Consider the following 17,301-nt stretch of genomic DNA (forward strand, 5'->3'; position numbering starts at 1 on the left):
AGGCCACGCAGTCCAGTTCGATGGAGGAGGTCGGCATGACCTTCAGCCATCATGTGGAACGCAATACCAAGGCGCTGAACCAGCGCCGCATCCGTAATGCCCGCAGCGAGGTGGGCCAGGTGCGGGTCGAGACCCGTGAACAACTGGAAGAGTGGTACGACCAACTCGGCCACCCCGGCAAGCAGAGCCTGGGGGCCATGGCTGCCCAGGCCGGCGTCCTGCTCGGTGGCCAGCCGGTACTTGAAGAACTGGTGCAATCGACTGGCGGAGATCCGGCCCGCACCGACCTGATCCTGAAGCAGGCACTGCTGGACGCCGAGACGCAGGGTCGTCTCGTCGAAGCCAAGCGTGCCCGCGACTATCTGCAACTGTTGCGCGAGCGTTATGGCGCGCAGATCCAGGCCGGCATGAACATCGCCGAGGCCCTGCGGGCCTCCGGTGGCGATCCGGAACTGCGCCAGGCGGTACGGCGCCTCTATTACGACACCGTGGTGCTCAAGCAATCCTTGCCGACCATGATGCAGGCGTTGCTTGGTCTGTTCGGCGAAGCGGCATTCGTCTCGGGGCTCGACATGATGCGCCGCGCGCTGGCTGACGACATCGCCGCCCATGCCCCTTCGCGCCCTACCGCTCTGCTGCGCACATTGCTGATCGGCCTCGCTGCCTCGACGCAACTGAGCAGCGTGCTGCAAAGCTGTCGCCGTTTGCTGGAGCAACTGGCCTACAGTTGCCCGGCCAGCCAGCTTACGGCTGTGCTGTTGCTCCAGCGCATGCTGGGGTTTGTCAGCAGCGGCCTGTCTTCGGCGGAGGTGCGTCGCATCGGCCGTGAATTGGGCGGCGATCAGGAGCGCGACCAACTGGTCTCCTTGAACGGCTTGTACCCCTTGCTCAAGCGTTTGCCGCTGGCGCTCTGGCGCGATGCGAAAAGCCGCCAGAGCGCGCTGAAAAATCTGCTCGTGCTGCTCGATGAGCGTTCCCGTGGCGAGACCCGTGGACAGACCGCCGAACCGGTTATTGGAGCGCGTCCATGATCGCCATGCTGAACAAAGTCGCCCAGGCGGCGGTGCAACGTATCGAGGTGGCCGGCGCGTTCGTGGTGCTCGGCATCGTGTTCATGCTGATCCTGCCGTTGCCGACGGCGGTGGTCGATGCGCTGATCGCCATCAACATCTGCATCTCTTGCCTGCTGATCGTGCTCTCGCTGTACCTGCCGCGTCCGTTGGCGTTTTCCTCGTTCCCGGCGGTGCTGTTGCTGACCACTTTGTTCCGGCTGGCGCTGTCGGTGGCGACCACGCGCTTGATTCTCCTCCAGGGCGACGCGGGTCATATCGTCCAGGCGTTCGGCAATTTCGTGGTGGGGGGCAACCTTGCGGTCGGGCTGGTCATCTTTCTCATCCTGACGGTGGTCAACTTCCTGGTGATCACCAAGGGCTCCGAGCGGGTCGCCGAAGTCGCGGCGCGGTTCACGCTGGACGCGCTGCCTGGCAAACAGATGTCCATCGACAGCGACTTGCGGGCGAACCTCATCGATGTCAGCGAGGCCCGTCGCCGCCGCGAGGAACTGAACAAGGAAAGCCAACTGTTCGGGGCGATGGACGGGGCGATGAAGTTCGTCAAGGGCGACGCCATCGCAGGCCTGGTGATCGTGGTGATCAATCTCATCGGCGGCTTCTCGGTCGGCATGGTCCAGCATGACATGAGCGCGTCCGACTCGATGCACTTGTATGCCGTGTTGACCATTGGCGACGGTCTGATCGCGCAAATCCCGGCCCTGCTGATTTCCCTGACCGCCGGCATGATCATTACCCGCGTCTCGCCGGAAGGACAGCCAGCCGGCAGCAGCGTAGGCAAGGAAATCGCCAAGCAGTTGACCGCCGAGCCCAAGGCCTGGGTCATCGCTTCGGTGGGAATGCTCGGCTTCGCCGCGTTGCCCGGCATGCCGACGCTGGTGTTCATCGTGATTGCCTTGATCACCGGCACGGCGGGCATCATCCAGTTGCATGGCCGGGCAAAACAGGCCCGCCAGGCGGAGCAGTCTGAAACGGTCGTCACGCCGGAACACAATGGCGCCGAGGACCTGCGCAGCTTCGACCCGACCCGGGCCTATCTCTTGCAATTTTCCAAGGCGATGGAAGGCAACCCGGCCGCCGAGGACGTTATCCAGTCGATCCGCAAAAAGCGCAACGCGCTGGTTGCAGGTTTTGGCCTGACCTTGCCGCCCTTCGAGATCGAATACAGCACGCAGCTGGAAGACGACGAGTTCCGGTTCTGCGTGCACGAAGTGCCGATGTTGCGGGCGACCTTCGGTGACCGCGTGGCGGTGGCGCGCGGGCCGCTGCCATTCGAGCCGCAGGATGCCCGGGTCGGCAGCGAGGTGCGTGACGAGCATCAATGGCTTTGGCTGGCCCCCGACGACCCGCTGCTGGCGGACGAGCGCGTGGAAGCGGTGCCGGCGGGGGAGCTGCTGGTGGAACGCATGAGCCGGGCCATGTTTGCCACCGGCCCGCAGTTCCTCGGCCTGCAGGAAAGCAAGTCGATCCTCAGCTGGCTCGAAGCCGGACAGCCAGAGCTGGTGCAGGAGCTGCAGCGGACCATGCCCTTGGCCCGTTTCGCCGCCGTGCTGCAACGCTTGGCAGGCGAAGGCGTGCCGCTGCGAGCGGTGCGATTGATCGCCGAGTCGTTGATCGAGCATGGGCAGCACGAGCGCGATGTCGGTGCGCTCACCGACTACGCCCGCATCGCCCTGAAGTCGCAGATCTATCACCAGTACCGCGATGAAGACGGCTTGCACGTCTGGCTGCTGACGCCGGAAACCGAAGGGCTGCTGCGCGACGCGCTGCGCCAGACCCAGACGGAAACCTTTTTTGCCTTGGAAAGCGTACATACCCGCGCCTTGGTCTTGCAGCTGCGCGAAGGCTTCCCGTTGCGGGCCAAACGCGTGGCGGTGCTGTTGGTCGCCCAGGACTTGCGCGCGCCGCTGCGTGACTTGCTGCGTGACGAGTTCAATCACGTGCCCGTGCTTGCCTTCAGCGAGTTGCACAGCAATGCCCAGGTCACCGTGCTGGGGCGCTTCGATCTCGAGCAGGAACAACTGCGGATCGAGGACGCCGCATGAGGATTTTTTTCCCTCGGCGCGCGGGCAGCGCTGCCACGCGTAACGATGTAAATCCAGGCGCGTTCGATGGCCTGGCTGTGACAGTGGACGAGGGCTACCCGTGCCCCGTCGTTCAACCGGATTGTGGGCGCACCCCCGTCGCGCCTTGAGGAGCTGGCCATGTTCGAGCTGCGTGTATTGAGTGGTCTGCACCGAGGTGCGGCATTGCCGCTGGTAGGCGAGCAATGGGTAGTGGGAGCGGCGGAAGACGCCGACCTGGCGTTATACGATCCAGGTATCTGCGCACATCACGTGGCCCTCAAGCAGGTTCAGGGCCAATGGTTGCTGGACTCACTGGAGGGGAAGGTCTGTGATGCACAAGGCCAGCCCTGGATTCCCGCCGGGGCGTTGCAAAGCAATGCGCCGTTCTCTATCGCTGGCGTCTGGTTGTGCCTGGCCCCGGCGGATCAGCCCTGGCCTGAAGAAGCAGCCCTGGACGAAGCCGCGCACCTGGCGGTAGAGCGCGAACCGCAAAGGGCCACGGCGCGGCCTTCCTGGACCAAGCGCCTGGGCATCGCTGCCGCGGTGATCACCGTTGCCTCCAGCGCCTTGGCCTTCACCAGCCAGCCGGCACCGACCGTGGCGCCCGGCGCGGTGCAACAGCTCAAGCCGGCCAAGGTGGCCCTGGACACTGTCGAGGCGGTCCGCCTGGAGCTCGATCGCATGCTTCAGGAGCGTGACCTGGATGCCCAGGTGCAGACCGAGGTCCAGGACGGCCGACTGGCCCTGGTGGGTGAGTTGCCGCGTCAACGCCTGGCGATGGTCGAACGGCTGATGGAGCGTTTCCATGCCCGCTACGATACGTCGGTCGCGATCACGACCAACGTCAGGGAGCGGCTCAGTCAACTGCCGTTTCAGATCGCCCAGATCGTCGGCGGCAAACATGGGCATGTCGTCACGGCCGACGGCCGCCGGTTGTTTTTGGGCGACCAGATCGATGGGCTGCGCCTGACCGCGATCGATGCCGGCAAGGTCACCTTCGAAGGTGAGCAACGCTACGAGGTCACCTGGTGATGACGCAGGCGGCCATCGCACGACTGGAAACCTGGGAGGCCGGCCAACGGGCGCATCTGCGCCGCTTCTCACCGGTCATGGTGCGCGGACAGGTACAGCGGGTCAGCGGCATCTTGTTGCAATGCCGGCTGCCGGGAGCGCAGATCGGTGACCTCTGCCAGGTCGAACGTGACGCGCGCGAGCCGTTGCTCGCCGAAATCGTCGGCTTCGACCGCCACGATGCCTTGCTCAGCGCCTTGGGTGGCCTTGAGGGCGTGCGGGTAGGCGCTGTCGTGGAACCGCTGGGCATGCCCCATCGGGTGACTGTCGGCCCGCAATTGCTTGGGCAAGTGTTGGACGGCTTCGGTCGGCCCCTGCTGGACGGTGGCGTGGGCGCATTCGCCGGGGCGCAGGTGCTGCAGGCCTCGCAAGTGATTGGCGAGGCGCCTGCGCCGACCGCGCGACCGCGCATTCAACAGCCCTTGATGACCGGCGTACGCGCCATCGACGGCCCGCTGACACTTGGCGAAGGCCAGCGTGTCGGGTTGTTCGCGGGTGCCGGCTGCGGCAAGACCACATTGTTGGCGGAGATCGCCCGCAACGTTGACTGCGATGTCATTGTCTTCGGCTTGATCGGTGAGCGCGGGCGCGAGTTGCGCGAATTTCTCGACCATGAACTGGACGATGAATTGCGCGCTCGTGCAGTCCTGGTGTGTGCCACCTCCGACCGGTCCAGCATGGAGCGGGCCCGCGCGGCATTCACCGCCACGGCCTTGGCCGAGGGCTTTCGCGCCCGCGGCCAGCGCGTCCTGCTGCTCATCGACTCGCTGACCCGGTTCGCCCGAGCCCAACGGGAAATCGGCCTCGCCGCTGGCGAACCGCTGGGGCGCGGCGGCTTGCCTCCTTCGGTCTACAGCCTGCTGCCGCGTCTGGTCGAGCGGGCCGGGTTGAGTAATGAGGGGGCGATCACCGCGCTTTATACGGTGCTCATCGAACAGGATTCGATGAACGATCCGGTGGCGGATGAAGTGCGTTCGCTGCTTGATGGTCACATCGTGCTGTCGCGCAAACTCGCCGAGCGCGGTCATTACCCGGCGATCGACGTGTTGGCCAGTCTCTCGCGAACCCTGGCCAATGTCGCCGAGGCCGAGCACCTTCGAGCGGGCATCAATCTGCGGCGGTTGCTGTCGGCCTACGAGCAGATCGAACTGATGCTGCGCCTGGGGGAATATCAGGCCGGCGCCGACCCCTTGACCGACCTGGCGGTGGAATCCCGCAGCGCCCTGGACGCATTCCTGCGCCAGGACTTGCGTGAGCCGGAGACGTTCACGTCGACATTGGCCCACCTCCAGCAATTGACCGCCTATGTCCCGGGCTGATCTGGACGCCCTGGCGCCGGTGCGCCGGCATCGCGAGGCGCAAGCCGAACGGGCCTGGCGCCAGCAGCGCGAGCTTTTGCGCGAGCGCCAGGCCGCGTTCGCCGCCGCGCGGGCGCGCTGGCAGGCAGCCTGTGAGCAGCAGGCGGCTCAGCGCGAGGCCCTCTACGGCGAGCACCGTGGCCGTGCGCTGAGCATTTGCGAACTCAATGCCTGGAGCACCGAGGAGCGGCGCTTGATCGGTGAGCTGGCGGAGCAAGCGCGGGCCTTGCAGGCGCTGGACGAGGAACAGGCGCAGCAGGCACGACATACCGAAGCCGCGCAGCAGCGATTGCAAGGGCGCAGGCGTGACCTGGAAAAGCTCGGCGCCATGATGGAATACCTGGTGGAGGTCCCCGATGATGAATGAACGCACGGTACGCGGTGGACCGCCGTCTGCATCCGCCCGGCACGCGCCGCGTGCGCATGAGTACGCGCCTGCCCAGATGAGTCGGGCCACCCGTCCGGCGGCCCGCGAGCCTGCGCCCGCTTCCGAACGCGACCCCGAAGTGATTGCCGGGCGCAGTGACGGCTACTGGTTTCGCCAGTGGGTCGACGCACCTCGGGGCAATGGCGAGGATGACACCGCCAGCGCCGGCTCCCTGTCAGGGTGGGTGGGCCTGGAGAGCGGCGAAGTGGACGCCTTTGTCGATCAGCTTTCGCCACGTCTGCGGGCCACGCTCGACCAGCAATTGGACCTGCTGCTGCACCTTCCCCACCTGGGACGGATTAGGGTCTCTGCGCAGCGTCTGGCCGGGACCTCTGGCTGGGACATTGGCCTGAGTGGAGAAACCGAAGAAGTACGTTCGCGGTTATCGAGTCGGTCCGGGCGCCTGGAAGAGGCGTTGGGTCAGAGCCTGGGCCAGCCGGTGACGGTGCGCGTGGCATCCGCAGAGGAGGCGAGTGCGACATGAGCGTACGTGCATTGGCGCTGCGATCGATGTGCAGCGATGACGCCGCCGCCCGGCAGCGCTTGGGGGCTGGCGTCAGTCTGCCGTTCGAGGTGGCGGGCGAAGCGGGCGTGGTGGAACTGACCCCGGCCAGCGGCGCGGCGAGAGCGACGCCGTTTGTGCTGGAGTGTGCGCAAGGTGCCTTGGCCCTCGACGAGCCCGGCCCGGTACTCAGCCTGTTCGGCGAGTGCCCAGTGGTCCTGCCCGCCGAGCCTTGCGCGGATGACGCCTGGTTCTGGGCGCTGTTCCAGCAAACCCTGAGCGAGTCCTTGCGGCAGGCATTCGGTTTTCTGAGACCGCTGGCCGGTCACGTCGTCGAGGGCATCGCCTGCCGGATCGAGGTGAAAACAGGCGCGGCCCGTGCCACGAGCCATCTGCAAATCGCCGGGACGACGCTGCTGGGGGTGCTTGGCGCAGCGCCATGGCAGCGTCGGAGTGTGCCCTGGGGCAACGACCTTGCGCTGGATGTTCCGCTGCCATTGGGGCACCTGACGTTGGCCGCCAGGCACGTGGCCGCGCTGCGCCCCGGTGACGTGCTGGTTCCGGAGTCCGCCCTGTTCGATCAATCCGGCCAAGGAATCATTCGCCTGGGCCGGCAATGTGCGCGGGTCCGGGTATACGACCGTGCCGCGCCGTTGCGCCTGACCTTGCTCGCTCTGGAGGAAACCGCTATGAGCACCACCGCCGATACCGACATCCTGACGCCCGACTGGGACGACACCACTCGCTACGAACCCGACGTTCAGGCACCTGAAGTCGACGAGCAACCAGCGCCTTACCCCGTCGACTCCGATGCCACGCAGGTGCCGGTTGCAGATCCTGCCGCCACCCGCGAGCGTTTCGACGACCTGCCATTGGCGCTGACGATACGTTGCGGCCACTTGAGCCTGACCCTCGGCGAGTTACGCGACCTTGCACCCGGCTCGGTGCTCCAGGTCCAGGGCGTGGCGCCGGGCGCGGCGGCGTTGTTCCATGGCGAACGGGCCTTGGCCCACGGCGAACTGGTAGAAGTGGATGGCCGGCTCGGTCTGCAGATCACTCGCGTGGATGTGGCTGGATGAGCTTCCAGGGGGTCGACCCCTTTCTGCTGGCGCTGTTCATCGGCGGGATCTCATTGGTTCCCTTGTTGCTGATCATTTGCAGCGCCTTCCTGAAGATCGCCATCGTGTTGACGATTACCCGCAACGCCATCGGCGTGCAGCAGGTGCCGCCGAACATGGCGCTGTATGCCATTGCGCTGGCGGCGACGTTGTTCATCATGGCGCCGGTCGGCCACGATATCGCCGAGGAACTGAAAGAGCGGCCACTGGATTTCAGCAATACCGAGGCGTTGCAGGGTTCTGCCTTGAACGCGGTAAAACCGCTGCAAGCCTTCATGTCGCGCAATACCAACCCGGACATCCTCACCCACCTGCTGGAAAACACCCAGCGCATGTGGCCCAAGGAGCGCGCCGAGCAAGCCAGTCGCGACGACCTGATGCTGCTGATCCCGGCCTTCATGTTGTCGGAGCTCGAGGCCGGCTTCCAGATGGGCTTCCTGATTTACATCCCGTTCATTGTCATCGACCTGATCGTGTCCAACCTGCTGCTGGCGCTCGGTATGCAGATGGTCGCGCCGATGACCATTTCGTTGCCGCTCAAGCTGCTGGTGTTCGTCCTCGTGCAAGGCTGGACGCAATTGCTCGACAGCCTGTTCTACTCCTATCTCTGAGGGCATGCGATGGACGCGATGACATTGTTCAAGGAAGGCATGTTGCTGGTGGTCCTGCTGTCCGCGCCGCCCCTGATCGTCGCGGTGATCGTCGGTGTGCTGACTTCCCTGGTGCAGGCCTTGATGCAGATTCAGGACCAGACCTTGCCCTTCGGCATCAAGCTGGTGGCCGTCGGGCTGACCTTGCTGGTCACCGGTCGCTGGATTGGCGCCGAGCTGCTGGGCCTGTTGCGTCGGGCTTTTGAACTGATGGCCAGCACCTGATGACGACCCAGGCCTTCCTTCCCTATTTCGACTTGCTGCTGTCGATCGCCCTTGGCATGGCGCGTATCTATCCGGTGGCTTACCTGGTCCCGGTGTTCTGCTTCCAGCATTTGCGAGGCCTGCCGCGCCATGCCGTGGTGTTCGCCCTGGGCATGTTGCCGGCGCCGGGCATCCGCCAGGCCCTGATTGATGCCCAGGTCAGTTGGCTGACCCTGGCTGGGTTGATGTTCAAGGAGGTGGTGCTGGGCCTGCTGCTCGGGGTGCTGCTGGCCATGCCATTCTGGCTGTACGAATCGGTGGGGGCCTTGCTCGATAACCAGCGCGGTGCGCTCATCGGCGGCCAGTTGAACCCGGCACTCGGCACGGATACGACGCCGTTGGGCCACCTGTTCAAGGAGATGACGATCCTGTTGCTGGTCGCCACCCTGGGCATCGGCACGCTGACCCAGGTGATCTGGGACAGCTACCTGGTCTGGTCGCCCACGGTCTGGTTTCCGTTGCCCGGCGCGGATGGTTTCGGGGTGTTCCTCGGGCTGCTTGCCGAAATGTTCATGCACATGATGCTTTATGCGGCGCCCTTCATCGGCTTGCTGTTGCTGGTGGAGTTCGCCTTGGCCTTGCTCAGCCTGTATAGCCCGCAATTGCAGGTCTTTGTCCTCGCCATGCCGGCGAAAAGCCTGGTCGGGCTGGGCTTCCTGCTGTTCTACCTGCCCACGTTATGGGACGCGATGACTGGCCGTCTCGGCCGCTACGGAGAAATCCGCAACCTGCTCCACCTGCTGTTGCAGGCGCCTTGAAGGAAGGGCTTGTTCATGAGTGAAGACAGCGGGGAGAAGACCAAGCGCGCGACACCGAAGAAAATCCGTGACGCCCGCAAAAAAGGCCAGGTCGGCCAGAGCCAGGACCTGAGCAGCCTGTTGGTACTCACGGCAGTCACCGAAGTGGCATTGACCCAGGCTGACAACAGCATGCAGGCGCTGGGTGAAATGGTTTTGTTCCCGTTGCATCGTCTGGACGGCGACTTCGTGCGCGCCTTCGAGGAAACCCTGGCCCATGCCGGTGGCGTGTTGCTCAGTTTCACCTTGATGACCGTCGGGTTGGCAATCGCCACGCGCCTGATCGCCGGTTGGGTACAGTTCGGCTTCCTGTTCGCGCCCGAAGCCCTTCACCCCGATCCGAACCGCTTGAACCCGTTGAACCAGGCCCAGCAGATGTTTTCCGCCCAGGCGCTGATCCAGCTGTTCATGGGGCTGGTCAAGGCAGTGTTCATCGCCAGCGTGCTTTACCTGGTGACGATGCCTGCCCTCGGGTCGTTGATCAGCCTGGTCAACGGTGACCTGCATGGCTATTGGCGCGGGCTCGCCAGCCTGTTCCGGCACATCATGCACATCTGTCTGGGCGTGTTGCTGGTGCTGGCGATTCTCGATTTTGGCCTGCAGAAATATTTCTTCGCCAAGCGCCTGCGTATGAGCGAAGAAGAGGTGCGTAAGGAATTCAAGGAAATGGAGGGCGATCCCCACGTCAAGATGCATCGACGCAGCCTGGCCCGGCAGTTGGTAGACCAACCTGCCAGCAAGGAAACCAAGCCGGTGGAAGAGGCCGATGTGTTGGTGGTCAACCCGACTCACTTCGCCGTCGCGCTGCTTTATCGGCCGGAGGAGACGCCGTTGCCGCAGCTCATTACCAAGGGCGTCGATGCCGACGCCCGTGCCCTGATCGAGCGAGCCAAGGCGGCGCGTATCCCGGTCATTCAATGCATCTGGCTGGCGCGAACGATCTACAAGGAAGACGTAGGTGGATATATCCCGCGGGAAACGCTTCAGGCGGTTGCGCACATTTATCGGGTTTTGCGCGAGCTGGATGACGAGGCCAAGGGCGAGGTGATCGAAATCCCGGAACTGAACCTGCGCTGAGGCCGATGGAACCGGTGCGCACCGGGATGCCACTCAGGTAGTGAGCCCGGGATCGCCCGGGCGATGCCGGTTTGCCGGCAGTCCCACCGCACACACCGACTCGTGGAGATTCCCCTATGCCTGAACCCAATTCACTGGCCAATTCCATAAGGGGCACTGGTGCCCTGCATGGCGTCGACGGCTTGCACTCGTCGCGCTCGCCCTCGTTGAGCCAGCAGCCTCGCGACGCCCAGCAGCGTACCGGCACTCAAAGCCTGCATGGGCGGGGTCGCTCGTCTTCGTCGCCCCCTGCGGTCCACCAGCGCGGCCGGACCCGGACACGGGGTGCCGAGCGCACGGCTACGCCGTCTGACGATCGACCGCTGGATGACACGCAAAGCCCCGGTTCCACCGCGCCGCCTCGCACCCCTGACTCATTCATGAGCGAGATGGAAACCCGTCAAAAGCAGTTGATGGAAAAGCAGTTCGATATGCAGATGCGAATGGAGGAGCGTCAGAGCGAAATGATGATCGTCAAGAGCTCGGCCGACATGGCCAAGTTGATGAGCGACACGGTGACGGAAGTCACCAAGGGCTTCATGGACACTGCGAGGAGAGTCATGCAGGAGGGAGGTGAGGCGATGAAGCTTCGGTAAGGCTCGCAATGACTTGGAAAAACGCTGTACCCGTGGCGAGGGAGCTTGCTCCCGATGGGCTGCGCAGCAGACCTTTTGTGAGGGCTTCGCCCTCAAGCGGGAGCAAGCTCCCTCGCCACGGTTTTTTGTTGTCTAGCCGAGTCGGGTGCGGCTCGCATTGAGCGAGGTTGGACGTGAGGCCGCTGACGTAGCGGACGGCATCAAGCGTGCGCGCACTTCGCCGACCTGGCCGATGAAACCGACGATCCAATGGCAGAACCGCGCCTCGTCGAGCATCGACAACGGGCAATGGGCACACAGGCGAACGCTGCCCTTTTCGTCCAGGGCCAGCCAACTGCCGCCGAGCAGATCCAGTCGAAAGTTGAGTTCCAACAGGCGTTTATGCAGGCCAGGTGCATGGGCTGGCACATCGATCGCGCAATGGAGGATGGCCACATCGCCGTGATCGGGCAGCTCGATGATCACGGCTTCCCGGTTGCTTGCGTCATACAGCGCGCAGACGCCGCCCTCCAGTTGCAACTGCGCATGCAGGTGTTCCGCGAGGGCTGAGATCAAGCGCTGGGCGAGCGGTGTGGTGGTCATGCAAAGCCTCCCTCGGCCACGGGCCTTCAGTAAGTAACCGAATAATCGTCAAGGTCTTCCAGGCCCAGCAACGACAATTGCCGGGACTGGATCTCGTCGAGCATCTGCGACGAGATCGGTGATTCGGGCAGCGCCTGCCAGACCACCAGCGCGCGCTGCGGATCGAGAAACAGGAACAGTTGCGCGTAGTCACTCGGGTGGGCAAAGCGTCGTTCGAGCGCCCGTCGCACCTGGCTCACGCCTAGTGCCTGGCTTTGTATCTGTAACGCGAGCCCCAAGCTGTGGGGCTCGCGTCGCAGGCAGAACTCGATGCCTGGGGCTATTTCCCAATACGTCGCGATGCCGGCGATGATGTTTTTCTGAAAGGCCTGGCGGGTGCTTACGCTGTGTACCGAAAAAGACATACCGTTTCAGTTCTCCAGTGGAACGACCGAGTGGTCGAGCGGATGTTCGGGGGAGCCCAGGCCGCCGCGCATACCCGGCGACCACCAGATCACCAGACGGCCGTTGTCGGGTTCGGCGCGGCTACAGGCATCGCCCTGGCAGCCCCAACGGTTTGCGCAGCCGGCGAAAACCGGCAGGCACAGCAACAAGACGAGCAGCTTCGGGGTGCGACTCATGGCGTGATCCTCGCACTGGTTTGCAAGAGGGAAGAGCGCCCGCCACCTGGTGTGCGCTTGGGTTGTCTCATGACGACGAACACTTCGGTTTCCTCACCGGGCTCGAGCCACACCTTCGGCCAGGCGGAGGTGGCCATGGTCCAGCGGGTGCTGCAACTGGCCTCGTCGAAGCGCAACCGTCGGTCGCCATCGTTGCGCACCACGCCCACGGCGATGCCGTAGTCCGGCCCGGCAAACCACTGGGCGCGCCCGGCGTCCAGCGATAGCCCCGGTTGCAACGCGCACAGCGTGTCGGCCGAATAAGGAATCGAGGCGGCTTGCTTGAACGTCGGCGGAATGTTGCCATCGGCCAATTGGGCGAGCACGTCGCTGATCTCGATGCGACCGATGGGGCGAGTGCCGTTGCGCCGCTCTTCCAGGCGTGCCATTGCGCTGTCCACCTGTTCACGATCGAGCTCGGAGATGTAGCGGGCCGGGTCGACCTGGTCGCCAATCAGTCGGGGCGTCAGGATGAATACGCGTTCACGGCGGCTGGTCTCGCGGGTGGTCGAGGAAAACAGCAGCGGTCCGATCAGCGGGATGCGTCCGAGCCACGGCACCCGCTCGAGGTTGTCGCCGGTTTCCTCGGTATGAAAACCACCCACCACCAGTGACCGGCTTTCCCCCATCACCGCCTGCGTACTGACCACTCCTCGCCGAACGCTGGGCGTCTGCTGGCCGACCTCCGAGGGCTCGATCTTGCCGTCTTCGATGTCCAGGAACATCTGGATCTGGTTGCGGCCGCCGGTCTCGATGGTGTGGGGCACGACCTGCAGGCTGGTGCCGGCCGTGATGGGCTCGACGGTCGCCACCCGTTCGCCAATGGCGGAGATGTACTCGGTCCGGCTGAAGTCGATGACCGCCGGCTGGTTTTCCAGGGTCAGTACTGATGGATTCGCCACGACCGAGGCCAGGCCGCGACCTTCCAGTGCTCGCAGTTGCGCGGAAAAGTCGCCGTAGTCCTGGATGAATACCGTCGAGCTGGCGCCTGGGCGAATCATCGAGGCGCCGCCGATCAGATCGCCGCTCTCGACGTTCCAGTTCGACGCCAGCTCGGCCAGTTGGGTGCGGTCGATGTCGAGAATGATCGCATCGATTTCTACCAGTTTGCGTGGCACGTCCACGTCACGGATCAGCGGCGTGTAGATCTCCCGACGCTTGGGCGAGTCGTAGATGAGCACTGCGTTGTTGCGCACGTCGGCTTCGACGCGGATCCGACCGCGGCCGCCCTTGCCAGCGCTTTCCGGGCCTTGCACGCGGTTGGTGTTCGGGCGGCCCATGCCGCTCAATGCCAGCTGCTCGATATTGCCCATCGTCATGGACTGCTGGGCCTGCATGTTCTGGAACGAGGCCTGGGGCGAGGTCGCCTGCATTCCGCCGGACACCGCACTGCGGCTTTCCAGCAGCCCTTTGAGGATGCTGGCAACCCCGGGAATCACCAGCGTATCGCCGCGGTACTTGATGCTCCGGTCGGCGGCGGTGGCATAGCGCAGCGGGAAGCTGATCACCTCCTGCTTCTCTTCAGGTGTCTTGCGCGCCTCGGCAAACTGCGCCACCAGGCGCACGTAGCGTTCCGGGCCGGAGACCAGCACCACGCCTTCGTCGGGTAACTCACCCCAACCGAAACGCGGGTCCAGCAGGCCGATGTCGGTCAGGGCTTGCTTGATGTCCGGCGCGGCATCGGCGGACACTTCCAGGCGCGTGGAATCCTGGTTTTGCAAAGGGCTGACGTACAGGGTGTTGCCGTACATGAACCACTGGAAACGATTTTCCAGACCGAGCCGGTCGAGGAATGCCTGGGGGCTTTCGGCGCGCATCCGGCCATCGACGCTGCCTTTCACGGTGCCATCGAGCACCAGTTGCACCCCGAAAGTATTGGCAAAGTCGCCAAGTACCTTGGGCAGGGGCGTGTTCTGGGCATCGTAGGCGTAGGGCGTGTTTTTCCAGTCGGTCGGTACCGCCGCTTCGACCGGCATGCCCGCGCCCAGCGCGCCGGCCAATGCCAGTGCAAGCAGCGATGTCTTGGTCCAGCGACGGACGATGGACCGGCGAAAGTGTACCTGGCCGGCGGCCATCGAGCGGTACGGTGCAAGCCACCTGTTAGGCATGGCGGATTCCTGTTCCGAGCGAGTGAAAGTGCGAGGGGCGTCGCGCCACGGCACGTTGTTCTTTATGGAGAATCGATTGCCAGGTGTCCCGCTGGTTGAGCAGCGCTTCGAGCACTTCGACCAGGTCGTCGATGTGCGCGTCTGTCGCCAGTTGCGCCAGTAGCCATAAACGCTCGTCCTGAGGCGAAAGGGCCAACGCACCGGGGAATCGCGAGAGGCTTGGCTGCGCCAGCCGCAGAAGGTCTTCCAGGGACCCTTCGTTGCCCGGCGGGAAGTTCAACTCGACCGATACCAGCAGGCCGTCATCCAGCTTCTTGAAGATCGCTTCGCCATCATCGATGACGATGGCGAAATGTTCCGCGCCGTCGACGTCGGCGTTCCAGCGGGCGAGCTGTGTGCGCAGCTCATGGCATTGCATCGATGATCGCCTTGGCGAGGTTGTGGTGGGCGGTGGTCTGTTGAGTGGCCGCGTTCACCGCGACCGACATGCCGTTCATGCTGGTCACGAACGAGTGCATATCGTCGAGGGACTGGCTCTCGGCGGCGTTCATTGCAGCGTTGTTGACGTTGTCGCTGGCGCGTTGGAAATAGGTATCGAGACGGCGCTGGATGGCATCGGTAGAAGACATGGCGGTTGCTCCGAGGTAAGCGTATTCACCGGATGAGTGGTGATTCCGCCGCTGACGGTTCCGCGAAAAGTGAGCAAAAGATCAGTTGGGGGGCGAGGATGGACCTGTCAAACATCCGAATCCCCGTGGCGAGGGAGCTTGCTCCCGCTCGGCTGCGCAGCAGTCGCAAAACCGGCTGATGCGGTCTGCCTGAATAAAGTTGAGCCCTGCTGCGCAGGCCAGCGGGAGCAAGCTCCCTCGCCACGGGTTTCGGGTCGTTTGGGCTACCGCTGCGGCTCGGGCAGGCGCAACGCTTCAACAGCCGTGGCCCAATCGAGCAGGAACATGCCACCTGGTGTTTCCAGCTTCAGCTGATGCGCCTCCATGCCGGGATCCGCCACCGGCGTCCAGGGACGTTCGCCAGATGAGTCCAGACTTTGGCTCAGCTTCGCCAAGTCGTCGGGATGACAGCGAAGAGTCGCACTGACCGAATCATGCTGGCGTGAGGCAAGCTGACGAACGAGTGCATCGATGCGGGTCTGATCCGGGACTTCGTTCAACAGCGTTCCCAAGGCCTCGTTGACCAACTGCGCGGCGCTGGTCTCGATCCGTTCCCACATGGCCTGGCGCTCGGCTTCCCAGCTGGCGAGCACGGTTTCGGCTGTTTCCCAGAACTGCGCCTGTGCCTGGAGCACTGCGGCACCCGCCTCTTCGGCGGCACCCTGGATCAGCTGCGTGGCGTGGGCCTGGGCCTGTTCGAGAACGGCCTGTGCTCGGCCACAGTCCACCAGGGTTTCGCGAGGAATACAGGGTTGCAATAGGCCCTGGCCACCGGGACGTAGGTCAAGCGAGCGCCGAGCGAGCATCGTGTATCTCCGTTTGGGGGGGCGCTGGCGCCAGGCTTTGCTCGGCTTTCCAGCACGCGGACTGCCAGAGCGTGTTGAGCTTGGCGGCAGGCGGCCGTGGGGTGGGCTGTGATTCGAGGGCAATGATCCTGCTGCGCGGGAAGGCCAGGCGCGTACGCTCCCAGGTCCGCTCCCCCAGCCAGGCGCGCAGCAGTACAAGCGGGTCGTGGCCTGGTTCGAGCCAGTGTCCGGGGCGCAACGCCTTGGCGGTGCGCTCGCACCACGCCCGGTCCTGCGGCGAAAGCGTGTCCATCGTTGTCAACGGCGAGCATGTGTTCGCCACTAATTGGCAGCCCAGGACCAAGGTTCGGGGCGTGCCGCAACAGAGTGACAACACCGCCGGGTCGGGCTGTGGCGGTGTGCACGGCGTCATGCCGAAACCGCGGGCCAATGCGGCGTGATGCCCGCGGCTCAAGGCGTCGATTTGTGGCCCGGTCAGCAGGCCGAGCGCCGCTGGGTACCAATCACGGTCTGCTTCGCGCCACGCCAGGCACCACCAGCGAGCCCATTCAAGCGCTGCGTTCATGCAGCAGTCCCCTTGCTGTCAGGCTTGGCGCCCGGGTTCTTCACCGCGAACAGTGGTGGCGCCGTGCCGTTTTGCGCGCCCGCCGGCGTTGCGCTCTTGCGCTCGAAAAATCGCGGCAGCACCAGTACGCCGTTGCGCCACAACCGGTAGAGGCCGTACGAGGCGCCCAGCAGGAGGGCGAGCAAGGTGAGGCCGGCCGCCAGGGTTACTCCCCGCCAATAGCCGATGTCGTCGGCCTGCATGAGGAACGGCCCGAAATACGCCATCTTGCGCCGTTCCTGATAAGCCGCCGCAGGGACGAAGACCACTGACAGCTTGGCCGGGTTCTGGGCCGCGTCAGCCATGCCGGGAATCCCGCTGGCGACCAGGTTGCGCACTCTCGGCGTGATGCTGTCAGGATCCAGCGCACTGGTGTGCTTGATAAACACCGAGGCCGACGCGGGCTGGACCGGCTCGCCGGGAGCGACCCGTTCCGGCAGCACCACATGGACCCGGGCGAGCACCACGCCATCGATTTGCGACAGTGTCGATTCGAGCTCCTGAGACAGCGCGTAGAGGTAGCGGGCACGCTCTTCCATCGGTGTGGAAATCACGCCTTCCTTGCGGAAGATTTCCCCCAGGCTGGAGCGCGATCGACGCGGCAGCCCAGCGGCTTCGAGAACCTGTACCGCGCTGTTCATGTCCGCTGGCTCGACCAGCACGGTCAGCCCGTCCTTATCGACCTGCTTGCTGGCCTCGACGTTCTTGTCCGCCAGTTCCGCGATCACTTCATTGGCATCCTGCTCGGAAAGATGGCTGTGCAGCGCTGTCCTCTCGTCGCATCCGGCGAGCAGCAGGCACAGCACTAGGGGTGAGAATGCGCGCATGAACATGACCGG

The 17,301-nt window shown here is 64.3% G+C and carries 21 protein-coding genes; 12 read left to right on the top strand and 9 right to left on the bottom strand.

Translation table 11 applies throughout. The annotated features are described in order from the left end of the window. The first annotated feature begins 35 nt into the window (after window positions 1-35). The 12 genes from J3P89_RS01125 (at window position 36) to J3P89_RS01180 (ending at window position 11,035) form a co-directional block, all read left to right on the top strand. The gene (locus J3P89_RS01125) at window positions 36-1,031 is read left to right on the top strand and encodes a TyeA family type III secretion system gatekeeper subunit (protein WP_434602167.1); all 996 of its coding nucleotides are present in this window, start codon (window positions 36-38) and stop codon (window positions 1,029-1,031) included. Continuing rightward, complete coding sequence (gene sctV / locus J3P89_RS01130) at window positions 1,028-3,115, top strand: type III secretion system export apparatus subunit SctV (RefSeq protein WP_434627275.1); 2,088 nt, start codon at window positions 1,028-1,030, stop codon at window positions 3,113-3,115. Before J3P89_RS01125 ends, sctV begins: the two co-directional genes overlap by 4 nt. A gap of 159 nt (window positions 3,116-3,274) precedes the next feature. Further along, on the top strand, window positions 3,275-4,168 hold the full coding sequence (locus J3P89_RS01135; RefSeq protein WP_434696497.1) for an FHA domain-containing protein: 894 nt from the start codon (window positions 3,275-3,277) through the stop codon (window positions 4,166-4,168). Next, window positions 4,168-5,526, top strand: coding sequence for a FliI/YscN family ATPase (locus tag J3P89_RS01140; RefSeq protein WP_434696498.1), 1,359 nt, complete (start codon window positions 4,168-4,170; stop codon window positions 5,524-5,526). The genes J3P89_RS01135 and J3P89_RS01140 overlap by 1 nt, the downstream gene beginning before the upstream one ends. Further along, window positions 5,513-5,932: a hypothetical protein gene (locus J3P89_RS01145; RefSeq protein WP_434602163.1), complete on the top strand. Its 420-nt coding sequence runs from the start codon at window positions 5,513-5,515 to the stop codon at window positions 5,930-5,932. The genes J3P89_RS01140 and J3P89_RS01145 overlap by 14 nt, the downstream gene beginning before the upstream one ends. After that, window positions 5,922-6,476, top strand: coding sequence for a type III secretion protein (locus J3P89_RS01150; protein WP_434696499.1), 555 nt, complete (start codon window positions 5,922-5,924; stop codon window positions 6,474-6,476). Before J3P89_RS01145 ends, J3P89_RS01150 begins: the two co-directional genes overlap by 11 nt. Then, the gene (sctQ, locus tag J3P89_RS01155) at window positions 6,473-7,573 is read left to right on the top strand and encodes a type III secretion system cytoplasmic ring protein SctQ (protein WP_434696500.1); all 1,101 of its coding nucleotides are present in this window, start codon (window positions 6,473-6,475) and stop codon (window positions 7,571-7,573) included. The genes J3P89_RS01150 and sctQ overlap by 4 nt, the downstream gene beginning before the upstream one ends. Further along, a complete protein-coding gene (gene sctR / locus J3P89_RS01160) occupies window positions 7,570-8,223 on the top strand; it encodes a type III secretion system export apparatus subunit SctR (protein WP_305498095.1) in 654 nt (217 codons plus the stop codon). Before sctQ ends, sctR begins: the two co-directional genes overlap by 4 nt. Before the next feature lie 9 nt (window positions 8,224-8,232). Then, a complete protein-coding gene (gene sctS, locus J3P89_RS01165) occupies window positions 8,233-8,487 on the top strand; it encodes a type III secretion system export apparatus subunit SctS (RefSeq protein WP_305498097.1) in 255 nt (84 codons plus the stop codon). Then, window positions 8,487-9,284 (top strand): type III secretion system export apparatus subunit SctT, encoded by a 798-nt coding sequence (gene sctT / locus J3P89_RS01170; protein ID WP_434654877.1) that lies wholly within the window; start codon window positions 8,487-8,489, stop codon window positions 9,282-9,284. The genes sctS and sctT overlap by 1 nt, the downstream gene beginning before the upstream one ends. 15 nt (window positions 9,285-9,299) lie before the next feature. Further along, window positions 9,300-10,400 carry a type III secretion system export apparatus subunit SctU gene (gene sctU / locus J3P89_RS01175; protein ID WP_434571101.1) on the top strand — a complete coding sequence of 367 codons (1,101 nt, stop codon included), beginning with the start codon at window positions 9,300-9,302 and terminating at the stop codon, window positions 10,398-10,400. Between the two features lie 116 nt (window positions 10,401-10,516). After that, window positions 10,517-11,035: a type III effector gene (locus J3P89_RS01180; RefSeq protein ID WP_434571103.1), complete on the top strand. Its 519-nt coding sequence runs from the start codon at window positions 10,517-10,519 to the stop codon at window positions 11,033-11,035. Window positions 11,036-11,167: 132 nt separating this feature from the next. Here the strand turns inward: J3P89_RS01180 and J3P89_RS01185 are convergent, their stop codons facing one another. The 9 genes from J3P89_RS01185 to sctJ form a co-directional block, all read right to left on the bottom strand. Next, the gene (locus J3P89_RS01185) at window positions 11,168-11,617 is read right to left on the bottom strand and encodes a type III secretion system chaperone (protein ID WP_434696501.1); all 450 of its coding nucleotides are present in this window, start codon (window positions 11,615-11,617) and stop codon (window positions 11,168-11,170) included. 26 nt (window positions 11,618-11,643) lie between these two features. Then, window positions 11,644-12,021 (bottom strand): type III secretion protein HrpV, encoded by a 378-nt coding sequence (locus J3P89_RS01190; protein WP_434571107.1) that lies wholly within the window; start codon window positions 12,019-12,021, stop codon window positions 11,644-11,646. A 6-nt stretch (window positions 12,022-12,027) separates the two neighbouring features. Beyond that, complete coding sequence (gene hrpT / locus J3P89_RS01195; RefSeq protein ID WP_305498107.1) at window positions 12,028-12,237, bottom strand: HrpT family type III secretion system protein; 210 nt, start codon at window positions 12,235-12,237, stop codon at window positions 12,028-12,030. Next, window positions 12,234-14,384: a type III secretion system outer membrane ring subunit SctC gene (gene sctC, locus J3P89_RS01200; protein WP_434602156.1), complete on the bottom strand. Its 2,151-nt coding sequence runs from the start codon at window positions 14,382-14,384 to the stop codon at window positions 12,234-12,236. The genes hrpT and sctC overlap by 4 nt, the downstream gene beginning before the upstream one ends. Next, on the bottom strand, window positions 14,377-14,802 hold the full coding sequence (locus tag J3P89_RS01205) for a type III secretion system chaperone (RefSeq protein WP_434627297.1): 426 nt from the start codon (window positions 14,800-14,802) through the stop codon (window positions 14,377-14,379). The genes sctC and J3P89_RS01205 overlap by 8 nt, the downstream gene beginning before the upstream one ends. After that, a complete protein-coding gene (locus J3P89_RS01210; RefSeq protein ID WP_434602154.1) occupies window positions 14,789-15,013 on the bottom strand; it encodes a serine kinase in 225 nt (74 codons plus the stop codon). The genes J3P89_RS01205 and J3P89_RS01210 overlap by 14 nt, the downstream gene beginning before the upstream one ends. A 263-nt stretch (window positions 15,014-15,276) precedes the next feature. Continuing rightward, the gene (gene sctL / locus J3P89_RS01215; RefSeq protein WP_434696502.1) at window positions 15,277-15,858 is read right to left on the bottom strand and encodes a type III secretion system stator protein SctL; all 582 of its coding nucleotides are present in this window, start codon (window positions 15,856-15,858) and stop codon (window positions 15,277-15,279) included. Continuing rightward, complete coding sequence (locus J3P89_RS01220) at window positions 15,836-16,423, bottom strand: hypothetical protein (RefSeq protein WP_434696503.1); 588 nt, start codon at window positions 16,421-16,423, stop codon at window positions 15,836-15,838. The genes sctL and J3P89_RS01220 overlap by 23 nt, the downstream gene beginning before the upstream one ends. Beyond that, a complete protein-coding gene (gene sctJ / locus J3P89_RS01225; protein WP_434627303.1) occupies window positions 16,420-17,295 on the bottom strand; it encodes a type III secretion system inner membrane ring lipoprotein SctJ in 876 nt (291 codons plus the stop codon). The genes J3P89_RS01220 and sctJ overlap by 4 nt, the downstream gene beginning before the upstream one ends. Between the last annotated feature and the right edge of the window lie 6 nt (window positions 17,296-17,301).

Origin of the sequence: Pseudomonas sp. Z1-14, from assembly GCF_051132005.1 — a bacterium.
GTDB lineage: Bacteria > Pseudomonadota > Gammaproteobacteria > Pseudomonadales > Pseudomonadaceae > Aquipseudomonas.